This window comes from Streptomyces sp. NPDC005808 (assembly GCF_042871385.1).
Classification (GTDB): Bacteria; Actinomycetota; Actinomycetes; order Streptomycetales; family Streptomycetaceae; genus Streptomyces.
This window is the reverse complement of record NZ_JBIAIK010000010.1, coordinates 192425-212049: the sequence shown is the minus strand read 5'-3', so window position 1 is coordinate 212049 and position 19625 is coordinate 192425. Positions and strand designations below refer to the sequence as shown.

Genomic DNA, 19625 nt, shown 5'->3' with positions numbered 1-19625 from the left:
GAGTTGAGGTGTATTCGTGCGCTTGTTCGCAAAAGTTACGTAGATCCAGTTTGATGCATGCCGTTTCCCCTGCAAACCTCCCGATTCCCCAGTCGATTTGTCTCAGAGGGCATACATGGTGAGTGTTCAATCGCCTCCCGGTGGCCGCGAACTTCCCTACGCGCGCGTGCTGTTGCTGCCGGCCATAGTGATGGCCGCGGCGACCGGAGCCGCCGTCGCCGTGGTGACGGATCCGGCCCGCGCCGCCGTCGGCTGGTGCGGAGCCATCGCGACGCTCCTGGTCATCGCGATCGGCGCCGAAGCCGTCCGGCGCGGCCGCGTCGCCCGTGATCTGCGCGCCGACCTGGCCCGACGCACCGCATACCTGGAACAGCGCATCGCAGCCCATGACCAGGAAATCCTGTTCTTCACCCACGAAGTGCTGCCCGTCGGGCTCGCACGACTGCATGCCGGAGTGTCTCCGGCGGAGGTGATCCGCACCCTCCCCGAGACCGACCCGGACCTCGGCGAACTCCCCGGGCCGCAGCGCGAGTTGCTGAAGACCGTGCTCAAGATCATCGACCGCGAGGAGGCGATGCGCGACTCCGCGCAGGGCGCCTTCGTCAACATCGCCCGGCGCGTCCAGGCGATCGTCCACCAGCAGAACAAGGAACTCCGCGAGATGGAGGAGGACCACGGTCGCAACCCCGAGGTCTTCGACGACCTCCTGCGCATCGACCACGGCACCGCGCTGATCGGCCGCCTCGCCGACTCCATCGCGGTCCTGGGCGGCGGTCGCCCCGGACGTCAGTGGCCCGAGCCCGTACCGCTGTTCAGCGTGCTGCGCGGCGCGATGTCCCGCATCCTGGAGTACCGCCGCATCGAGCTGCACAACGTCGTCGAGGTCGCCGTCAACGGCGTGTCCGTCGAACCGCTCATCCACGCCGTCGCGGAACTCCTCGACAACGCCACGCGCTACTCGCCGCCGCACACCAAGGTGCACGTCACCGCCCTCGAGGTGCAGACCGGCATCGCCATCGAGATCGAGGACGGCGGCGTCAGCCTCAGCGACGAGGCCCGTGACAAGGCCGAGGACCTGCTCCGGCAGGCCGCCCTCGGTGTCGACATGGACTCCCTCGGCGCGACCCCGCGGCTCGGCATGGCCGTCGTCGGCCGGCTCGCGAAGATGTACAACATGCAGGTCTCGCTCAGGCAGTCCGCATACGGCGGTGTCCGCGCCGTCCTGGTCGCGCCGCGCGCCATGCTCACCACCGACGATGCTCCCGGCCTCGCGCACGGCATCGGCATCGCCTCCGTCCCGACCATGGACACCGGCGGCGTCGAGGGCCCCAACCGCAAGCCCAAGAAGCGCCGCCCGACCACCGGCCCCCGGGTCTCCACCCCCCTCGGCGCCATGGAGGACGACGCCCCCGTGGTCACCGAGTGGACCGCCAACGGCCTGCCGCAGCGCCGCAGCCGGGTCAAGGTCTCCTTCCATCAGCGGGTCGCCGAGGCCCGGGCGGACGCCGCCGCCGCGGAAGCGGCCGCCGCCGCGGCTCCCGCGTGGGCGGCCACGCCCGTACCGGAGGAGAAGGAACCCGAACCCGGCCTGTGGGTCGAGGCGTTCATGGAAGGGCTCAAGGGCGACCCGGACCCGGCCGCCGCATCCGGCACGAACACCAAGCCGGCCCCTGTGGAGGCCGACGACGAAGGGGACCTCAAGTGATCCAGCAGCGTGCCAACTTCGACTGGATGCTGAAGGAACTCGCCGACGGCGTCCCCGGCGTCCAGCAGATCGTGGTGCTCTCCGCCGACGGACTGCGCATCGCCCGGTACGGCGGCGACCCGGACGCCGCCGACCGCGTCGCCGCGGCCTGCGCGGGCCTGCAGAGCCTGGCCGGAGCCGTCGCGGGCGAGATCCCCAACAGCGACGGCCGGATGCGCATGGTCATCATCGAGATCAACGGCGGCTACTTCTACCTGATGTCGGCAGGCCCCAACGCCTATCTCGCGGTCCTCGCCAACCAGACCGCGGAGCCCGGACTGATGAGCAACCGCATGCGCGACCTCGTCGTCCGGATCGGAGCCCACCTGACGAGTCCGCCCCGGCGCAACGGGCAGACCGTATGACTCCTCCGCAACGCCGACGGCGCTACCCCAAGGAAGAACCTGCCGGACCCCCCGACGAGGGACTCCTCCCCGAGGATCCCTCCCAGGGGGGACCCCCGAACGAGGGATCTCCCAAGGAAGGTCAGGACCCGAAGAACCCCGAGCGCTTATACCTGCTCACGGGCGGGGCCGAGGGCGGCGACCGTGCGGCCCTCGACCTGGTCACGTTGATCGTGGCGCGTGCCGAGGCGCCGCCGCCCAACGCCCAGCCGGAGAAGTCGGCACTGGTCCGGCTCTGTACGGCACCCCTGTCCGTGGCCGAATTATCGGCTTATCTCAACCTGCCGGTCAGCGTGGTGACCGTGCTGCTCACCGAGTTGCTGGCGGCCGAACTGGTACAGGCGCGCGCCCCGATCGTCCGCTCGGCGCTCCCCGACCGTTCCCTCCTCGAAGCGGTGATGCATGGACTTCAAAAGCTCTGACACCATCACGGGCCCTCGCGCCGAGGACCATCTGCCGCACACGACCCAGGCAGCCGTGAAGATCGTCATCGTCGGCGGCTTCGGAGTCGGCAAGACGACCATGGTGGGCTCCGTCAGCGAGATCAAGCCGCTGACCACGGAGGAGACCATGACGCAGGCCGGGATCGGAGTCGACGACAACTACGGCTCCGAGACCAAGACGGCCACCACCGTCGCCATGGACTTCGGCCGCATCTCGATCACCGAACAGCTGGTGCTCTACCTGTTCGGAACGCCGGGCCAGGAGCGCTTCTGGTTCCTGTGGAACGGCCTCTTCGAGGGAGCGCTCGGCGCGGTCGTGCTGATCGACACCCGCCGCCTGGAGGTCAGCTTCGACGTGATCGGCCGCCTGGAGGAACGCGGTGTGCCGTTCGTCGTCGCCATAAACACCTTCCCGGACGCACCCGACTACCCGATCGAGGATCTGCGGTCCGCGCTCGACCTGGCCGAGGAGATCCCGATCGTGCAGTGCGACGCACGCCGCAGGGCCTCCAGCCGGGACGTCCTGATGACGCTGATGCGCTTCCTGCACTCACTGGCGATGACCTCGCCGGGCGCCTGATCCCCGTACGGCACCGACAAAGACGCGACCCCGCACCGGCCCGTACGCACACCAACTCCCGAGACACCGGACAACTCCCAAGACACCGGATCTACTTCAGCTTCGGAGCGATCACGTGACGCCTGAATCCCACTCCCCGACCGGTATGTCCCCAACAGGTATGTCCCCCACCGGTACGGACGACCTCACGCTCGAACCGCCACCCGGTTGCCCCGCCCACGGCCTCGGTCCCGGCGGGGTGCGCCGGATGTACGGACCGGAGGCGGAGGACCTGGGCGCCCTCTACGAGAAACTCCGCGCCGAACACGGCGCCGTCGCCCCCGTGCTGCTCCACAACGACGTGCCGATCTGGATGGTGCTCGGCCACGGCGAGAACCTGCACATGGTGAGCACCCCCTCGCACTACGCGCGCGACAGCCGCCTGTGGACCGCGGTCCAGGACGGCACGGCGGGCCCCGACCACCCGCTCGCGCCGCACATCGCCTGGCAGCCCATCTGCTCGCACGCCGAGGGCGACGAGCACCTGCGGCTGCGCGGAGCGGTCACCGGCGCCATGTCGACCATCGACCACCGCAGTCTGCGGCGCCACATCAACCGCGCCACCCAGCGCCTCGTCAACGAGTTCTGCGAGCAGGGCAGTGCCGACCTGGTCGGCCAGTTCGCCGAGCATCTGCCGATGGCCGTGATGTGCGAGATCCTCGGCATGCCCGAGGAGTTCAACGACCGCATCGTGCATGCCACTCGCGACCTGCTCAAGGGCACCGAGACGGCGATCGCCAGCAACGAGTACGTCCAGGGCGTCCTGGCACGGCAGACGGCCCGCCGCCGCGCCCAGCCCGAGGAGGACTTCACCAGCCACCTCATCAATCACCCGGCGCGGCTCACCGACGACGAGGTCACCCAGCACCTGTGGCTCGTGCTGCTCGCCGCGTACGAGGCCACCGCCAACCTGATCGCCAACGTGCTGCGCATGGTCCTCACCGACCCGCGGTTCCGCGCTCAGTTGAACGGCGGGCAGATGACGGTGCCCGAGGCGGTCGAGCAGTCCCTGTGGGACGAGCCGCCGTTCAGCGCCGTACTGGGCTACTTCGCCAAGCAGGACACGGAGTTGGGCGGCAAACGCATCCGCAAGGGCGACGGACTGCTCTTCGGGATCGCGCCGGGCAACATCGACCCGAAGGTGCGCCCCGACCTCGCCGCCAACATGCAGGGCAACCGGTCCCACCTCGCCTTCGGCGGCGGTCCCCACGAGTGCCCCGGCCAGGACATCGGCCGTGCCATCGCCGACGTCGGTGTCGACGCGCTGCTGATGCGCGTACCCGACATCCAACTCGACTGCGAGGAACACGAGTTGCGCTGGCGGGCATCGATGTCCTCGCGCCACCTGGTCGAGCTGCCGGTGCGCTTCCAGCCGAAACCCCAGCAGGACGTCACCCAGTTGCCCGCCCTTCACGCGATGCCGCGCCAGCGGCCGAACTGGCAGGTCACGACGGAGGACTCGGCGTCGTCCGCGCCCGCGCCGCAGCCGGTGGCCCCGCAGCCCGCTCCGGCGCCGGAGCCCGCACACCGCCTCGGCGCCTGGCAGCGCTTCCTGCGCTGGTGGCGCGGCTACTGAGTCGACCCCTCAAGGGGGCCCGGGGACGTCCAGTCGTCGTACGAAGTCCAGGCCTCCAGTACCCGCCCGCTGACGAACCGGTGCTCGTGCCCCGTGATCGGATCGGTGAACTCCAGCCTCCGCGCCAGCAGTTGAAGCGGACGCCGGAAGTCTCCGGACGGCACGGGGCCGGTCACCACGGGGTAGAGGGGATCGCCGAGGATCGGCACGCCCAACGCGTTCATGTGGACCCGGAGCTGGTGGGTCTGCCCGGTGCTGGGCGTCAGCCGGTAGCGCCCGACGCCGTCGCGACGGTCGCGCAGCTCCACCCTGGTGACGGCGTTCGGCTCGCCCTCGATCTCCCGGGCGGCCATCACACCGCGCTCCTTCAGGATCCGGCTGCGGACGGTGCGCGGCAGAGCGAGGTCGGGGGAGTACGGGGCGAGGGCCTCGTACTCCTTCCTGACCAGCTTCGCGCTGAACAGCGTCTGGTACGCGCCGCGCTCCTCGGGCCGCACCGTGAACAGCAGGAGCCCGGCCGTCAGCCGGTCGAGGCGGTGCGCGGCGCCGAGCGCCGGGATACCGAGGTCCACTCGCAGCCGGGCGAGGGCGGTCTCCCTGACATGACTTCCGCGCGGATTGGTGGCGAGGAAGTGCGGCTTGTCGGCCACCACGATGTGCTCGTCGCGGTACACGATGTCGAGCGCGAAAGGCACCCGCTCCTCGTCCGGCGGCTCACGGTGGAACCACAGGAACATCCCCGGCGCATACGCCGTGTCGCCCGCCACCGGCCGCCCGTCCGCCGCGACGACCAGCCCGTCCGCGAGCATCCGGTCGATCACCTCGGCCGGCGGCGCGAGCCGCTCCACCAGATGCTCCCGCACGGTGACCCACCCCCCGCCCTCCGGCAGCCTGAGCCGTACGGGGTCGACCCCGTCACGCTGCGGCAGGGGGGAGGGCGGGATCCTGGATCTACGTCTCACCCGGCCAGCGTACGAGGCGGGAACCGCGTCCCGCGCCTCCCGCCACCTGCCTCCCCTTTCACCATGTCCGCGAAGGTTGGGCCGGAGCTTCCCGAAGCGTGACCGCGCAACTACCTGAGGGTCATGCCTGATGCATATGAGGCCCTTGCCACGCCCGGTTTGTGGCCCCGCTCACACACTTGCCGGTAGCCTTGCCGCCCCCTCCCCAGCCCCCTGAACCTTCGCTCAACTGCCGCTGAATCTCGGGGGGTTGGTATGCACCGCATGAATTGCCAGTCGGGGAACATAGTGAATCTCGCCCACTACTGGCAGAGCCTGCCGGCCGAGTCGCCGCTGCGGGACACGTACAAGCCGCCGTCGGAGCCCGACGCCAAGGTGTGGATGGCGCTACTGGCTGTGCTGGCGGGCATCGCGTTCACGGCGTCGGGCGAGGTCCTGCTCGGCCTGCTGGTCGCGGTCGGCGGTCTGGTGTGGGGTGCGGTCGTACAGGCAGCGGCGGCCCGGTACCGGATGTCCCTCGCCAAGTGGAATGCGGCCCACATCTGTCTGACCTGCACAGACCGCTTCTAACCACGGCGAAGAAGGCCCCGTGCCGGCTGGCCGGGGCCCGCCCCCGCGACGCCGTCCGTAGCCGCGTTGCGCCTCCCGATGACGGTTCGCTAGGGGGTCGGTGTCGGGAGGGACTCCACAGGGGCGACTTCCGCCGCCGAGCGCCCCCGTTGGGCCTCTAGGGCCCTCCACAGGAAGCCGAGCCCTACGGTGACCAGGAGAAACAGCACGGTGAACCACTGGAAGTACCAGTGCCCGCCGGCCGGGTCGTACACCGCGGCGCGGGGCCAGGCGAGGTTGACGGTCATGAAGAGGCCGTAGACGAGGGCGATCGCGTTGACCGGGACGCCCCAGCGGCCGAGAGAGAAGAGGGGACGCCCCTCTTCGTCGACGCCGTCCGGGCCGGGGAACTGCCCGCGTAGTCGCCGCACGAGGAGCGGTCCGGTGACCATCGCGTATGCCAGGTACAGCATCACGATGCAGGTGGTGCCGATGGCCAGGAACGCTTCCGGAGAGGCGAAGTTGAGGAGCAGTACGGCGGCCGCGAGGACGCCGACGACCAGGGCAGGGGCGTTGGGCATGCCGGTGCGCGGGTTGACCTTGGCCAGGCGGGCCGAGAAGGGCAGCCGGCCGTCGCGGGCCATGGAGAAGAGCATGCGGGAGGCGGCCGTCTGGATCGCCAGGGTGGCCACCGCGATGGCCACCACCACGTCGGCGAGGAGGGCGCGCCCGACTCCGTCACCGAGGGTGCTGGTCAGTACGTAGCTCAGGCCCTCCACCCCGAGGCGGCCGTCCGTGAGGCTCGGGGCGGCGAGCAGTCCGCCGAGGACGATCAGGCCGCCGAGCAGGCCCGCCGCGCCGAGCGCGGTGAGGATCGTACGCGGTGCCGTACGGCGTGGATCGCGGGTCTCCTCGCTCATCTCGCCCGCGCTGTCGAAGCCGATCATCACGTATGCCGCCATGAAGGAGCCCACCATCAGCGCCCCGAACAGGCCGGTGCTGCCCTCGGCGGAGTGGAAGGTGATGCCGGGGGAGCGCTCGGAGTGGGTCAGCAGCAGCACGATGATCAGGGCCGCGCCGATGATCTCGGCGGTCACACCGACCCGGTTGACCATGGACATCACCCGGTTGTCGAGCAGGTTCACCAGCGTGGTCAGGGCGAGCAGGATAACGCCGAAGACCGCCGCGTTTGCCGCGCCGTCGGCACTGGTGGGCGTCGGATCGCTGCCCACCAGCTGGAAACCCGACCAGATCGCGGGCAGCACCATCTGCAGCGCGAGCGCCGCCGCCGCGACCACCACGATCTGCCCGATCACCATGATCCAGCCGGCGAACCACCCGAAGGAGAGGTTCGAGAGCCGCGAGGACCACTGGTAGATCGAGCCCGAAATCGGATAACGGGCGGCCAGTTCAGCGAAGCACGCGGCCACCAGCAGCTGGCCCACCAGGACGGCCGGCCAGGTCCAGAAGAAGACAGGGCCGCCGAACGCGTAGCCGAAGGCGAAGAACTGGAAGACGGTCGTCAGCACGGAGATGAAGGAGAACCCGGCGGCGAACGAGGCGTACCGGCCGAGGCTGCGGTGCAGTTCCTGGCGGTAGCCGAACTCGGCGAGGGATTGGTCGCCGGTGGATTCCGGTGGGTCCGGGCGTACGTCGGAGGGAGCGGTGGTGGTCACGGTGGCACCTGCCTTCGGCGCGGAAGGGTGGGCGGTAATCCGGCGGTATTCCTGTCCCGGCGGTATTCCTGTCGGGTGACAGAAATTAGGGAGGGCCTGTTTCGCTCGCGTGACGCGGTCATGTCCGCGGCGGGCCTAAGTCCTCACGCCCGTACGGGAGAGCCGCCGTTGCTCCGAGGGAGCGTTCGGTGCACCGTCCCGGATGCGGCACACCGACTGGCTTCCATCCGCTCAACTGGGCGATGACCGAAGGGAGTTCGGCGCTCGCCGGCGCGAGCACTTCCACCGACCGACCACGTCACCCCGGTCCCGGTCCGCGGAAGGCGGAGGTCCTGGCAATGGTTCGGTGCAGCCCGCCCGGAAACGTCAGGAGGCGGCCCGCGTGACGCGTGGCCGCCTCTGCTGTGCATGTCTCCCTGTGATCAGGCGGACGTCTCCTGCTCCGCCTCCACCTTCGCGTTCCACTCCCGCTTCGACGCCTGCCAGCCGTCCTCGTTGTGCCCGAGCCGCCAGTAGCCGGTGATCGACAGGTCCTCGCGCGGGAACCCGTGCTCGACCCGCAGCAGCCGGCGCAGCTCCTTCACGAAGCCTGCCTCGCCGTGCACGAACGCGTGCACCCGGCCCTCGGGAAACTCCAGGGCGCGCACGGCCTCCACGAGCGCTTCGCCGACGGGCCGCTCTCCCCGGTGCAGCCAGACGACGTCCACATCGGAGTCGATCTTCTGCTCCTCGTCGCGGTCCGAGACCTCCACGAAGGCATGGGCCACGGAGCCCGCGGGCAGCGCCTCCAGAGCGGCGGCGATCGCGGGCAGGGCGCTCTCGTCACCGGCGAGCAGATGCCAGTCCGCGCTCGTGTCGGGGGCGTACGCACCGCCGGGGCCCAGGAAGCGTACGAGCTCGCCCGGTTGGACCTTTGTGGCCCAGGGCCCGGCGAGGCCCTCGTCGCCGTGCACCACGAAGTCGAGGGTCAGTTCGCGGTGTTCGGCGTTCCAGTGGCGCACCGTGTACGTGCGGGTCACGGGCCACTGGTCGCGCGGGAACTCCTCGCGGATGACCTTCATGTCGAACGGCTCGGGGTAGCTGACACCCTCCGCGCCGAACAGCAGCTTCACATAGTGGTCGGTGCTGGAGCCCGCGGTGAACTCGGCGAGGCCCTCGCCGCCGAGGACGACCCGCTGCATGTGCGGGGTCAGCCGCTCGGTCCGCACCACCCGCGCGGTGTGCGGCTTCGGAGTCCTGCGTTCCGGACGCTCTGCCATGACGGCCTCCCATGTGACGAGCTTAGGCTTACCTAAGTTAGCACCTCTCTCCAGTTAACACCTCAAACCTGAAGAGTCGAGAGCAACCTGTGCAACGAACCGCCCAAACCCCACCGTACGGCCAACTCGTCCAGCGCCGCCGGGTCGCGCGGTACGCGTGGCAGCGCGGTGTCGACGTCCGGCAGAGGGACGTCTCCGGCGACCTTGACGACCGTGGGAGCCACGGCGACGTACGGCCGTGACTCGTCGAGGCGCTTGCGCTGCGAGGGAGTCAGCCTGGCCTTCGGGTCGTCCACCGCTGCCATGATTCCGGCCAGGTCACCGAACTCGGCGAGCAGCTTGGCCGCCGTCTTCTCCCCGATGCCGGGGACGCCGGGCAGTCCGTCGCTGGGGTCGCCGCGCAGCAGCGCCAGATCCGCATACCCCGGGCCGTCGACGCCGTACTTCTCGCGCAGCCACGCCTCGTCGGTGAGTTGCAGCAGGCCGACGCCCTTGAGGGGATAGAGGACGCGGACCTCCCGCTTGTCGTCGACCAGTTGGTACAGGTCGCGGTCGCCCGTGACGATGTCGACCGGGCCGGTGGCGCGTCCGGTGAAGGTGCCGATCACGTCGTCCGCCTCGTACCCCGACACTCCCACGCGTGCGATGCCCAGCGCGTCGAGGACGTCCTCGATGACGGGCACCTGCGGGGAGAGGGTGTCGGGGATCTCCTCCTCGTCCGGGCCGGTCTCGGTCTCCACCGCGACGCGGTGCGCCTTGTAGGACGGGATGAGATCGACCCGCCACTGAGGGCGCCAGTCCGCGTCCATGCAGGCCACCAGGTCGTCCGGACGATGGTCCCTGACCAGGCGGTCGATGAACTCCAGCAGCCCGCGCACGGCGTTCACCGGCGTGCCGTCCGGGGCCTTCACGGAATCCGGGACCCCGAAATAGGCCCGGAAGTAAAGGGAGGCGGTGTCGAGGAGCATCAGGCGTCTGGTCACGCTCCGCATCATGCCGTACGGCACTGACAGCGACCGCCTCCGGCAGTGACCTGAACCACTCTTGTGTTTGCTCCGCACAAGCGGGGGCAGGGGCGGCCTCTGAAACACAGCCGGTTGCGTCTTCAACCGTCGTACGACCGAGCTGCAGAGGACCAATCGATCGAGCGCTCCACCGTCGAAGCGCTCAAACCGTCCGGACGAGAGGCACACGTGTCATCCAGGCTAGAAGCCGAGCACCTGTACAAGGTGTTCGGCAGACGACCCGAAGAGGCGATGGAACGGCTCCGTCAGGGAGCGGACCGTGAGGAACTCCGAGGCGACGGCACCACCGCCGCGGTGCTCGACGTCTCCTTCACGGTGGAGCCGGGCCAGACCTTCGTCGTCATGGGCCTGTCCGGTTCCGGTAAGTCGACCTTGCTGCGGATGCTCAACGGACTGCTGGAGCCGACCGCGGGCCATGTGCGCTTCGACGGTCAGGATCTGACGCAGCTCAGCGCCCGCGACCTGCGCGAGGTCCGGGCTAGGAAGATCAGCATGGTCTTCCAGCACTTCGCGCTCTTTCCGCACCGCAGCGTCCACGAGAACGCGGCGTACGGCCTCGAAGTGCAGGGCGTGCCGCGCGACGAGCGCGACGAGCGTGCCACCCGGGCCCTGGAGCTGGCCGGCCTCGCGGGCTGGGAGAAGTCCTGGCCCGACGAACTGTCGGGCGGTATGCAGCAGCGCGTGGGTCTGGCACGCGCGCTCGCCACCGACGCCGACCTGCTGTTGATGGACGAGTCCTTCAGCGCCCTCGACCCGCTGATCCGCCGCGACATGCAGGACCAGCTGATCGAACTCCAGAAGAAGCTCAAGAAGACCATCGTCTTCATCACGCACGACCTCAACGAGGCCATGCGGCTCGGCGACCGGATCGCCGTCATGCGCGACGGCCGCATCGTCCAGATCGGCACCGCCGAGGACATCCTGGTGCGCCCCGCGGACGACTACGTCGCCTCCTTCACCCAGGACGTGGACCGCTCCCGTGTGCTGACCGCGGAGTCCGTGATGGACACCGACCTGAGCGGCGACGAGGCGGACTGCGCCTGCGAGACCGCCACGCCCGCCACGCCGTTCAACGAACTCTGCGCGATCAGCGCCCGCGTCTCGCACCCCGTCGCGGTGCTCGACAAGAGAAAGAAACTGGTCGGGGTCGTCCCGAGACAGCGGCTCGTCGGCTACCTGGGAGATGAGCAGGGGACCCCCGTCCGCTGCGGCACGCCGCGCGACAAGGCGGTGACGGCCGGTGCCTAGGATTCCGTTCGGTGACTGGGTCAACGACACCGTCGACTGGCTGCTCAACCACATGGCGTGGCTCTTCGACTTCCTCAAGACCGTGTTCGACGGTGCCTACGACGGTGTCAACGCCGTTCTCCAGGCCCCCGAACCGCTCCTCCTCGCGGCCATCTTCGCCGTGATCGCGTTCTGGCTGCGCGGTACGTCCGCCGGTGTCCTCACCTTCGTGGGATTCGCCTTCATCGACTCCCTCGAACTGTGGGAGGACGCGATGGTGACCCTCTCGCTCGTCCTCGTCGCGACCGTCATCGCCCTCGTCATATCGGTGCCCGTGGGCATCTGGGCGGCGCGCTCCGACCGGGTCAGCAGTGTCGTCCGCCCCGTGCTCGACTTCATGCAGACGCTGCCCGCGATGATCTACCTCATCCCGGCCATCCTGTTCTTCGGCACCGGCGCCCCCGCGGGCATGGTCGCCACCCTGATCTTCGCGCTGGCCCCCGGCGTCCGGATGACCGAGCTGGGCATCCGCCAGGTCGACAAGGAGCTGGTCGAGGCCGCCGACGCGTTCGGCACCACCCCGCGCGACACCCTGCTGCGCATCCAGCTTCCGCTGGCCCTGCCCACCGTCATGGCGGGCGTCAACCAGGTCATCATGCTGGGCCTGTCGATGGCCGCCATCGCCGGCATGGTCGGCACGGGCGGACTCGGCGGCGACGTGAACCAGGCCATCGGCCAGCTGAACGTCGGCCTCGGCTCCGAGGCGGGTGTCGCCATCGTCATCCTGGCGATCTACCTCGACCGGATGACCAGCGCCCTGGGCACCCAGGTCTCGCCGCTCGGCCGTCGCACCTCCGCCAGGCTGCGGGCCGCGCAGGGCCTGAAGATCTGGTCCTACCGCCCCCGCCCGGCCGTGGCCGTCGTCGGCGTCGTCGTGCTCGCGCTGGTCGCGGGCGGCATGGGCATCTTCGGCGGCAGCGCCACCACGTCCACCGCCGCCGCCGACGGCAAGGACGTCGGCCAGGGCAAGAAGATCACCATCGGCTACATCCCCTGGGACGAGGGCATAGCCTCCACCTTCCTCTGGCAGGAGATCCTGGAGCAGCGCGGCTACGAAGTCGAGACGAAGCAGCTCGACGCCGGCCCCCTCTACACCTCGCTCGCCCAGGGCGACATCGACTTCGAGACGGACTCCTGGCTGCCGACCACCCACGAGCAGTACTGGAAGAAGTACGGCAAGCAACTCGACGACCTGGGCTCCTGGTACGGCCCCACGTCGCTGGAGCTGAGCGTGCCCTCGTACATGAAGGACATCAACTCCCTGGAAGATCTCAAGGGCAAGGCCGACGAGTTCGGCGGCAAGATCACCGGCATCGAGTCCAGCGCCGGAATGATGAGCCTGCTCAAGACCAAGGTCCTCAAGGAGTACGGGCTCGACAAGGAGTACAAGGTCGTCGACAGCTCCACGCCCGCCATGCTGGCCGAGCTGAAGCGCGCGTACGCCAAGAAGGAGCCCGTCGTCGTCACCCTGTGGTCGCCGCACTGGGCGTACAGCGACTACGACCTGAAGAAGCTCAAGGACCCGAAGGGCGCCTGGGGCTCGGGCGACGGCGTGCACACGCTCTCCCGCAAGGGCTTCGCCCAGGAGAACCCGGTCGTCGGCGAGTGGCTCAAGAACTTCAAGATGACCGAGCAGCAGCTCACCAGCCTCGAGTCGGAGATCAACAAGGCAGGCCAGGGCAAGCAGCAGGACGCCGTGCGCGCCTGGCTGAAGAAGAACCCCGGCGTCGTCGACAAGCTCGCCCCGGTCAAGAGCGCCGCGGCCGGTGCCGAGACGAAGCGCGCGCTGGACGTCGCCTGGTTCCCCTGGGACGAGGACGTCGCCGTCACCTACCTGTGGAAGAACGTCCTGGCCCGGCGCGGCTACACGATGAACCTGAAGCAGATGGACGTCGGCCCGGTCTACACGGGACTGGCCTCCGGCGATCTCGACCTCAACTTCGACGCCTGGCTGCCGTACGCCCAGTCCAACTACTGGGATCAGCACAAGAACGACCTGAGAGACCTCGGCACCTGGTACGAACCGACCTCGCTGGAGATCGCTGTCCCGTCGTACGTGAAGGACGTCAAGTCTCTCGCGGATCTCAAGGGCAAGGGCAGCACCTTCGGCGGGAAGATCATCGGCATCGAGCCGGGCACCGGCGAGATGAACCTGCTCAAGACGAAGGTGCTTCCCGGCTACGGCCTGGACAAGGAGTACCAGGTCGTCGACGGCTCCACGCCCGCGATGCTGGCCGAGCTGAAGCGCGCGTACGCCAAGAAGGAGCCCGTCGCCGTCGTCCTGTGGTCGCCGCACTGGGCCTACAGCGAGTACGACCTCACCAAGCTCGCGGACGACAAGAAGCTGTTCGGCGAGGGCAACACGATCCGGACGATCTCCAGCAAGAACTTCCCGGAGCAGTATCCGCAACTCGCCGAGTGGATCAAGAACTTCAGGATGAGCGAGGACGAACTCGGCAGCCTGGAGGCCGAGATCAAGGACCAGGGCCAGGGACATGAGGAGGACGCCGTGGCCGCGTGGCTCAAGGAGCACCCGGACATGGTGGAGCGGATGACTCCGCAGTAGTCCGCCAAGTAGGTCCCAGATTCTTCGGCGAAGGGTCTTTCGGTGAGGGGTGGACCTTTGCCGCGCGGGTCGCGTGTCCCGTGTGGCGAAGGCCACCCCTCATGGAGTTCCCGGAGCCCGCGACCGGTCCGTACGCTCGGCTCCCCTTCTCCCCGCGTTCCTGTGAGACCCTGTGCGATCCCTGCTCCGCCCCGGCCGCCTGGTCGCCCTCCTCGTGGTGCTGCTGACGGCTGTGTCGCCGGGCGCGCACGCGGAACCCCCGTCCGCGGTCACGGCGCGGCTGGAGTCCCTGGCCGGGGACGTGCGCGAGGCCGACGGTTACGCGTACGACCTGCGGGACGACTCCGGCCACACCATGGACACCGCGGAGATCACCCAGGCACCGGACGGCACCTATCTCGCCGTCTACCACTCGACCCTCGCCGACGGCCGCTTCCACTCGGCCGTCGCCACCTCCACGGATCTGCGTACCTGGACCCGCCGCCACGACTTCGGCGCGGGCACCAGTCAGCCCACACTCGCCCCCGACGGCGCCGGTGGCTACGTACTGGCGTACGAGAAGGATCCGGACAACCACATCGCGGTACGCGGCTACGCCGATCTCGACGCCCTGCTGGCCGGGAACGCCGAACATGCCTACGACGCGTCGCGCACCCTCTCACGCTGTGCAGAGGGCACACCGGACATCACGGCCGTGCACGACGGGACGGTCGAACTCACCGGCCACTATCAGGAGCAGTGCGGCACCGACCGCCAACTCCGGGCCACACTCACGGACTTCACGACCTGGCAGGCCGAGCCCGACAAACGCCTGGACCGGGCGCTGGAGGCGTGGGGGACCGGCGGAAACATCGGCGACCGCTCGGCCCTCGAACTCGGGGGAACGGAGCTGGTGTTGATAGAGGGCCAACGGCGGCGCGAGGACTTCGGGAGCTGGCGGACGTACGCCTACGATCCGGCGACCGGACGGGCCGAACGGCTGACTCTGCGCACCCACGGCGGCAGCCGGGCCTTCGCCAACCCGTCCGCGACCCTGCTCACCGACCCGCAGGGGCATCCGGCCCTGCTTGTCAGCCTTTTCGTCCCGGGCGAGGGCGCGGCGCCCGGCGAAGCGGGCCAGCTCCTCTATTGGCGCGAACTGTGACCCCTACCCCCCTTCTGCGTGTCTGCGATGTGACGGGTGCGTGAAACGGTTTGCCGAACATGCGTAGGGTGCAAACAACTCTTCAGAAGTAGTGGGCCGAAGCACTAGCTGTAGTAGGGACCGACGACGCAAGGGAGGGAGCCGAAGCGATGGGCGACCACAAAGAACAACCCCTTCGGGTGGGTGCGGCAGTACGGCGGCGCCGCCGTGCCCTGGACCTCACCCTTGCCGTGGTGGCCGAGCGCAGCGGCCTGTCGGTGCCCTTTCTCAGCCAGGTCGAGAACGAGCGTGCCCGGCCCAGCAAGAGCTCCCTGGAGAGAGTCGCCGACGCACTCTGCACCACGGCCGTCGAACTGCTCGCCGCGGCCGACCCGGCGTGCAGCGTCGACGTCGTGCGCGCGGAATCCGCCGAGTACGCCCCCGACGCACAGGTGCGCCCCCTGGTGCGCGGTCACCACCAGCTGCACGCCACCGAATTCACCGGTGACCACGACGAGGTGCGTGAACTGCAGCTCCGCAACGACAAGTTGATGTACGTCGTCGAGGGCGCCGTCGAGGTCGAGGCGGAGGGCCGTGCCCATCGCCTCGGGCGCGGCGACACCATGTATCTGACAGGCGGAGTGCGGCACCGGTGGCGGGCCACCGTGCCGGACACCCGGGTGATCGTGGTGGAGGTCGCCGACCACATCGACGCGGTGGAGGACCGCCACAACGTTGGCAGGCGCTGAGCCCGGGACCTCGGCAGGCGCTGTGCCCTGGACCTCGGAAAGCGCTGTGCCCGGGACCTCGGCAGGCGCTGAACCCGGGTGCGACATCCGGCGCGTCGTGTCGCTCGTTCCCTCACTCACCGAGGCCGTGGCCCTCTCCCTGCCCGGAGCGCTGATCGGCGCGACGGACTGGTGCAGCCATCCGGCGGACCTCGACGTCGTACGGATCGGCGGCACCAAGAATCCCGACGTCGACAGCATCGTGCGGCTCGCTCCCGACCTCGTCCTCGCCAACGAGGAGGAGAACCGCGAGCCCGACCTGACGGCCCTGCGCGCGGCGGGCATCGAGGTCCTGGTCACCGAGGTACGGGACGTGCCGGGAGCCTTCTCCGAACTGCAGCGGGTGCTGTACGCGTGCGGAGCGCAGACCCGGCCGCGGTGGCTGGAGGAGGCGGAGCGGGCATGGGCGGAACTGGTGGTTCCAGCCCGTCGTACGACCGCGGTCGTGCCCATCTGGCGGCGTCCCTGGATGGTGCTCGGCCGGGACACTTTCGCCGGGGACGTACTGGCCCGCCTCGGCGTGGACAACGTGTACGCGCACCACGAGGAACGCTATCCGCGCGTCCCGCTGCCCGAGCTCGAGGCGGCGGCCCCCGAACTCGTGATCCTGCCCGACGAGCCGTACCGCTTCACCGCCGCCGACGGACCCGAGGCGTTCGAGGGCGTGCCGTGCGCGCTCGTCGACGGACGCCTGCTCACCTGGTACGGGCCCTCGCTGGCGCAGGCTCCGCGGCTGCTGGGCGAGGCGCTGCGAGCAGCTCGCCGCTGAGCAGGCCGCGGGCCGTGCGGACGGCGGCCACCGACCAGGCGGCCACGAGCAGGACGTACAGCGCGACCGCGAGGACACTGAAGGCGACGAGACCGGTGTGCCGGGCCAGGCTCTCCGCGCCGGTGACGCACGTCCCCACCGGGAAGGTGAACGACCACCACGTCATCGTGAAGCCCATCCCGCGACGGCGGGCGCGCAGCACCAGAGCGGTGGCGAGGGCGAGCCAGAGCAGTGCGAAGCCCATCACGGGGACGCCGTACAGGACCGCGAGATCGCTGAAACCCTGGTCGTACGGGGCGGGCACCACGCCGGGCGCGAAGTCCGCGAACTTGCCGACCGCGGTCGTGGACTGACCGAGCGGGCCGAGCACCAGGAACAGGGCCGGGGTCAGGGCGAGCGGCGGCGGGCCATCGGCGAGCAGCCTGGCGAAGATCAGCGGCAGCATCAGCGAGGTGGCAAGCAGACTCAGCCCGAACATCGCGACGCAGCCGAGGAGGAGGGTCTCCCGCGCCTGGCCGGCCGGGAGATGGGGGACGAGGAGCGGACCGAGCGCCGCGGACACCATCGGGGCGACGACGGGGAGCAGCCACACGGGGCTCGCCTGCCCGGGCTCGATCCGGTGCCGGGCCACCATGAGGTACGGGACGGCCACGGCGCAGGCGAGGCCGATGACCGTCCCGGCCCCGAACAGGACGGCGTCCAGCGCGACCGCCGCTTCCAGACCGATCCAGTCCTGGCCCACGACCAGGGCGCCGCCACCCACGGCCAGCAGGGCCATGGACAGACAGCCGTAGAACGGGGCCGTTGCCGGGTCGAGGAAGCCGGCGCGCGCCTGGTCGCGATGGTGCGTCCAGTGCAGGGCGCGGGCGGCGAGCAGGACCACCAGCATCGCCAGCGCCAGCGCCCAGACGGCGGCGCAGACGGTCCGCAGGCCGGGAACGGCCCCGGGGAGCCCGGCGCCCGCCGTCGCCACGATCGCGGTGCCCATCACCGAGGCGTACCAGTTCGGGCCGAGGTACCGGAGGGTGGTGGTGTGCCGGGTACCGGCCATGGGGAACAACGCTGCGGCGGGCTGTGTGGTGACCATGCTTCCAAGGTCCCGCCGCGGCGCGCCGCCCACCAGGGAGTACCGCCCTATGAGGGCATAAACTGGAGTTATGAGTAGTAGGGCTGACGACAGGGCTGGGGAACGGACGGGAATCGCGCACCGGGTGCCGGATCTGGGGGCGATGGAGCTGCTGCTCGCGGTGGCCCGGCTGGGCAGTCTGGGACGGGCCGCCCAGGAACTGGGGATCACCCAGCCGGCGGCCAGCAGCCGGATCCGCTCGATGGAAAGACAACTCGGCGTGGCCCTCGTCGACCGCTCACCGCGCGGGTCGCGTCTCACCGAGGCCGGGGCGCTCGTCACGGACTGGGCGCGGAGGGTCGTGGAGGCGGCCGAGACGTTCGACGTGGGTGCCCAGGCGCTGCGGGACCGACGGGACTCGCGGCTGCGTGTCGCGGCGAGCATGACGATCGCCGAGTATCTGCTGCCGGGCTGGCTGATCGCGCTTCGTGCTCAGCACCCCGACACGGCCGTGTCGCTCCTCGCCGGGAACTCGGCGGCCGTCGCCGAACGTCTCCTCGCCGACGAGGCCGACGTCGGGTTCGTCGAGGGGCTGTCCGTGCCGGCCGGCCTCGATTCGGCGGTCATCGCGCATGACCGGCTGATCGTGGTGACGGCGCCGGACCATCCATGGGCACGCCGTCGGCAGCCCCTGGCCGCGGCGGAGCTGGCGGCGACGCCGCTCATCCTCCGCGAGGAGGGGTCGGGCACCCGCCAGGTCCTCGACGCCGCCCTCGGTGGCCTCGCCCGCCCGCTCATCGAGCTGTCCTCCACCACCGCGGTCAAGGCCTCCGTCGTCAGCGGCGCGGGCCCCGCCGTCCTGAGCGAACTGGCCCTCGGCGAGGAACTCTCCGCCCACCGGCTGGTGAGCATCCCGCTGTCCGACGTCCAACTACGGCGGTCCCTGCGGGCGGTGTGGCCGACGGGGCATCGGCCTACGGGGCCCGCGCGGGACTTGTTGTCGCTGACGCGGGGGGTCTGAGGGGGCGAAGAACCGCTGGCGCTGCCTCAGGACGCCGCCCTCACCAACCCCCGCACGACCCGCACGTCGTCCCCCATCTCCGGATGCCACTGCACCCCCAACACCCACCCAGGACCGGGAAGTTCGACGGCCTCCACCGTCCCGTCCGTCGCGTGGGCCGAGGGCAGCAGTCCGTCACCGAGTCGGTCCACCGCCTGGTGGTGATACGTCGGCACGGCGGTCGGCTCCGGCGCGAGAGCCGCGTACCGGCTCCCCGGCACGGGAGTCACGTCGTGGTGGCCGAACACCCCGACGTCCTTCACGTGGCCGTCGAGGTGCTGGACGAGCGTTCCGCCGAGGGCGACGTTGAGGAGCTGCATGCCCCGGCAGATGCCGAGGAGCGGCGTGCCGGAGGCCAACGCGGCGTCGATCAGGGCGAGTTCCCAGGCGTCGCGCTCCGGGGCGGGCGGCCCGGTGCGCGGCGAGCGCTCGGCGCCGTAGCGGACGGGATCGACGTCGGGCCCACCGGCGACGACGAGCCCGTCGAGGCGGGCGACGGTCTCCGCCGCGTACGCCGGATCGTCCGGCGGCAGCATCACGGCAAGCCCGCCGGCCCGCTGCACGAGCCGCGGATAGCCGACCGGCAGCAACGCCGCCTCCAGCTCCCACACCCCCCAGCGCGCCTTGGACTCCAGATACGTACTCACACCGATCAACGGCCTGCCGCCCACGCGATTTCCTCCGATTTCAATCTCCGAGCTCAATGGAA

At 69.9% G+C, this 19625-nt stretch carries 18 protein-coding genes; 12 read left to right on the top strand and 6 right to left on the bottom strand.

All coding sequences use genetic code 11. The features are described from left to right. Positions 1–115: 115 nt before the first annotated feature. The 5 genes from ACFYPC_RS23335 to ACFYPC_RS23315 all read left to right on the top strand — a co-directional run bounded on the left by ACFYPC_RS23335 (position 116) and on the right by ACFYPC_RS23315 (position 4786). Entirely contained in the window at positions 116–1705 is a 1590-nt protein-coding gene (locus ACFYPC_RS23335) for a sensor histidine kinase (RefSeq protein ID WP_388679337.1), read from the top strand. Continuing rightward, positions 1702–2109: a roadblock/LC7 domain-containing protein gene (locus ACFYPC_RS23330; RefSeq protein WP_365434670.1), complete on the top strand. Its 408-nt coding sequence runs from the start codon at positions 1702–1704 to the stop codon at positions 2107–2109. The genes ACFYPC_RS23335 and ACFYPC_RS23330 overlap by 4 nt, the downstream gene beginning before the upstream one ends. Beyond that, complete coding sequence (locus ACFYPC_RS23325) at positions 2106–2570, top strand: DUF742 domain-containing protein (RefSeq protein ID WP_388679334.1); 465 nt, start codon at positions 2106–2108, stop codon at positions 2568–2570. The genes ACFYPC_RS23330 and ACFYPC_RS23325 overlap by 4 nt, the downstream gene beginning before the upstream one ends. Then, on the top strand, positions 2551–3171 hold the full coding sequence (locus ACFYPC_RS23320) for an ATP/GTP-binding protein (protein WP_388679331.1): 621 nt from the start codon (positions 2551–2553) through the stop codon (positions 3169–3171). Before ACFYPC_RS23325 ends, ACFYPC_RS23320 begins: the two co-directional genes overlap by 20 nt. A 145-nt stretch (positions 3172–3316) precedes the next feature. Next, positions 3317–4786 carry a cytochrome P450 gene (locus ACFYPC_RS23315; protein WP_388679492.1) on the top strand — a complete coding sequence of 490 codons (1470 nt, stop codon included), beginning with the start codon at positions 3317–3319 and terminating at the stop codon, positions 4784–4786. Here ACFYPC_RS23315 and ACFYPC_RS23310 read toward each other — a convergent pair. Continuing rightward, positions 4780–5748, bottom strand: a complete 969-nt coding sequence (locus tag ACFYPC_RS23310; protein WP_388679329.1) for an RluA family pseudouridine synthase — start codon at positions 5746–5748, stop codon at positions 4780–4782. The genes ACFYPC_RS23315 and ACFYPC_RS23310 overlap by 7 nt on opposite strands. 255 nt (positions 5749–6003) lie before the next feature. Here ACFYPC_RS23310 and ACFYPC_RS23305 point away from each other — a divergent pair, with 255 nt between their 5' ends. Then, positions 6004–6318 carry a hypothetical protein gene (locus tag ACFYPC_RS23305; RefSeq protein ID WP_388679327.1) on the top strand — a complete coding sequence of 105 codons (315 nt, stop codon included), beginning with the start codon at positions 6004–6006 and terminating at the stop codon, positions 6316–6318. Between the two features lie 89 nt (positions 6319–6407). Here ACFYPC_RS23305 and ACFYPC_RS23300 read toward each other — a convergent pair whose 3' ends face one another. From ACFYPC_RS23300 to ACFYPC_RS23290, 3 genes are all read right to left on the bottom strand, one after another. Then, entirely contained in the window at positions 6408–7973 is a 1566-nt protein-coding gene (locus tag ACFYPC_RS23300; RefSeq protein ID WP_388679325.1) for an amino acid permease, read from the bottom strand. Positions 7974–8395: 422 nt separating this feature from the next. After that, a complete protein-coding gene (locus ACFYPC_RS23295; protein ID WP_388679323.1) occupies positions 8396–9232 on the bottom strand; it encodes a siderophore-interacting protein in 837 nt (278 codons plus the stop codon). A gap of 62 nt (positions 9233–9294) precedes the next feature. Further along, positions 9295–10224, bottom strand: a complete 930-nt coding sequence (locus ACFYPC_RS23290) for a 5'-3' exonuclease H3TH domain-containing protein (protein WP_388679489.1) — start codon at positions 10222–10224, stop codon at positions 9295–9297. A 201-nt stretch (positions 10225–10425) separates the two neighbouring features. On the opposite strand from ACFYPC_RS23290, the gene ACFYPC_RS23285 reads away from it, so the two are divergent. The 5 genes from ACFYPC_RS23285 (at position 10426) to ACFYPC_RS23265 (ending at position 16790) form a co-directional block, all read left to right on the top strand. Beyond that, on the top strand, positions 10426–11505 hold the full coding sequence (locus ACFYPC_RS23285) for a glycine betaine/L-proline ABC transporter ATP-binding protein (protein WP_388679321.1): 1080 nt from the start codon (positions 10426–10428) through the stop codon (positions 11503–11505). Further along, on the top strand, positions 11498–14110 hold the full coding sequence (locus ACFYPC_RS23280; protein WP_388679318.1) for an ABC transporter permease/substrate binding protein: 2613 nt from the start codon (positions 11498–11500) through the stop codon (positions 14108–14110). The genes ACFYPC_RS23285 and ACFYPC_RS23280 overlap by 8 nt, the downstream gene beginning before the upstream one ends. Positions 14111–14282: 172 nt before the next feature. Beyond that, positions 14283–15254, top strand: coding sequence for a hypothetical protein (locus ACFYPC_RS23275; RefSeq protein ID WP_388679315.1), 972 nt, complete (start codon positions 14283–14285; stop codon positions 15252–15254). 149 nt (positions 15255–15403) lie between these two features. Then, a complete protein-coding gene (locus ACFYPC_RS23270; RefSeq protein ID WP_388679312.1) occupies positions 15404–15982 on the top strand; it encodes a helix-turn-helix domain-containing protein in 579 nt (192 codons plus the stop codon). Positions 15983–16067: 85 nt separating this feature from the next. Then, positions 16068–16790, top strand: coding sequence for a helical backbone metal receptor (locus ACFYPC_RS23265; protein ID WP_388679487.1), 723 nt, complete (start codon positions 16068–16070; stop codon positions 16788–16790). Here ACFYPC_RS23265 and ACFYPC_RS23260 read toward each other — a convergent pair. Then, positions 16717–17877: a TDT family transporter gene (locus ACFYPC_RS23260; RefSeq protein WP_388679309.1), complete on the bottom strand. Its 1161-nt coding sequence runs from the start codon at positions 17875–17877 to the stop codon at positions 16717–16719. The genes ACFYPC_RS23265 and ACFYPC_RS23260 overlap by 74 nt on opposite strands. Positions 17878–17947: 70 nt before the next feature. Between ACFYPC_RS23260 and ACFYPC_RS23255 the strand changes: the two genes are divergently transcribed. After that, on the top strand, positions 17948–18877 hold the full coding sequence (locus ACFYPC_RS23255; RefSeq protein WP_388679306.1) for a LysR family transcriptional regulator: 930 nt from the start codon (positions 17948–17950) through the stop codon (positions 18875–18877). A gap of 26 nt (positions 18878–18903) precedes the next feature. Here ACFYPC_RS23255 and ACFYPC_RS23250 read toward each other — a convergent pair whose 3' ends face one another. Continuing rightward, entirely contained in the window at positions 18904–19572 is a 669-nt protein-coding gene (locus tag ACFYPC_RS23250; protein ID WP_388679485.1) for a gamma-glutamyl-gamma-aminobutyrate hydrolase family protein, read from the bottom strand. Between the last annotated feature and the right edge of the window lie 53 nt (positions 19573–19625).

Excerpts from the sequence above, each read along its gene's own strand:
- ACFYPC_RS23335 (WP_388679337.1), top strand. The coding sequence starts at position 116 with ATGGTGAGTGTTCAATCGCCTCCCGGTGGCCGCGAACTTCCCTACGCG.
- ACFYPC_RS23325 (WP_388679334.1), top strand. The coding sequence starts at position 2,106 with ATGACTCCTCCGCAACGCCGACGGCGCTACCCCAAGGAAGAACCTGCC.
- ACFYPC_RS23320 (WP_388679331.1), top strand. The coding sequence starts at position 2,551 with ATGGACTTCAAAAGCTCTGACACCATCACGGGCCCTCGCGCCGAGGAC.
- ACFYPC_RS23315 (WP_388679492.1), top strand. The coding sequence starts at position 3,317 with ATGTCCCCAACAGGTATGTCCCCCACCGGTACGGACGACCTCACGCTC.
- ACFYPC_RS23305 (WP_388679327.1), top strand. The coding sequence starts at position 6,004 with ATGCACCGCATGAATTGCCAGTCGGGGAACATAGTGAATCTCGCCCAC.
- ACFYPC_RS23295 (WP_388679323.1), bottom strand. The coding sequence starts at position 9,232 with ATGGCAGAGCGTCCGGAACGCAGGACTCCGAAGCCGCACACCGCGCGG.
- ACFYPC_RS23290 (WP_388679489.1), bottom strand. The coding sequence starts at position 10,224 with ATGCGGAGCGTGACCAGACGCCTGATGCTCCTCGACACCGCCTCCCTT.
- ACFYPC_RS23270 (WP_388679312.1), top strand. The coding sequence starts at position 15,404 with ATGGGCGACCACAAAGAACAACCCCTTCGGGTGGGTGCGGCAGTACGG.
- ACFYPC_RS23260 (WP_388679309.1), bottom strand. The coding sequence starts at position 17,877 with ATGGTCACCACACAGCCCGCCGCAGCGTTGTTCCCCATGGCCGGTACC.
- ACFYPC_RS23255 (WP_388679306.1), top strand. The coding sequence starts at position 17,948 with ATGAGTAGTAGGGCTGACGACAGGGCTGGGGAACGGACGGGAATCGCG.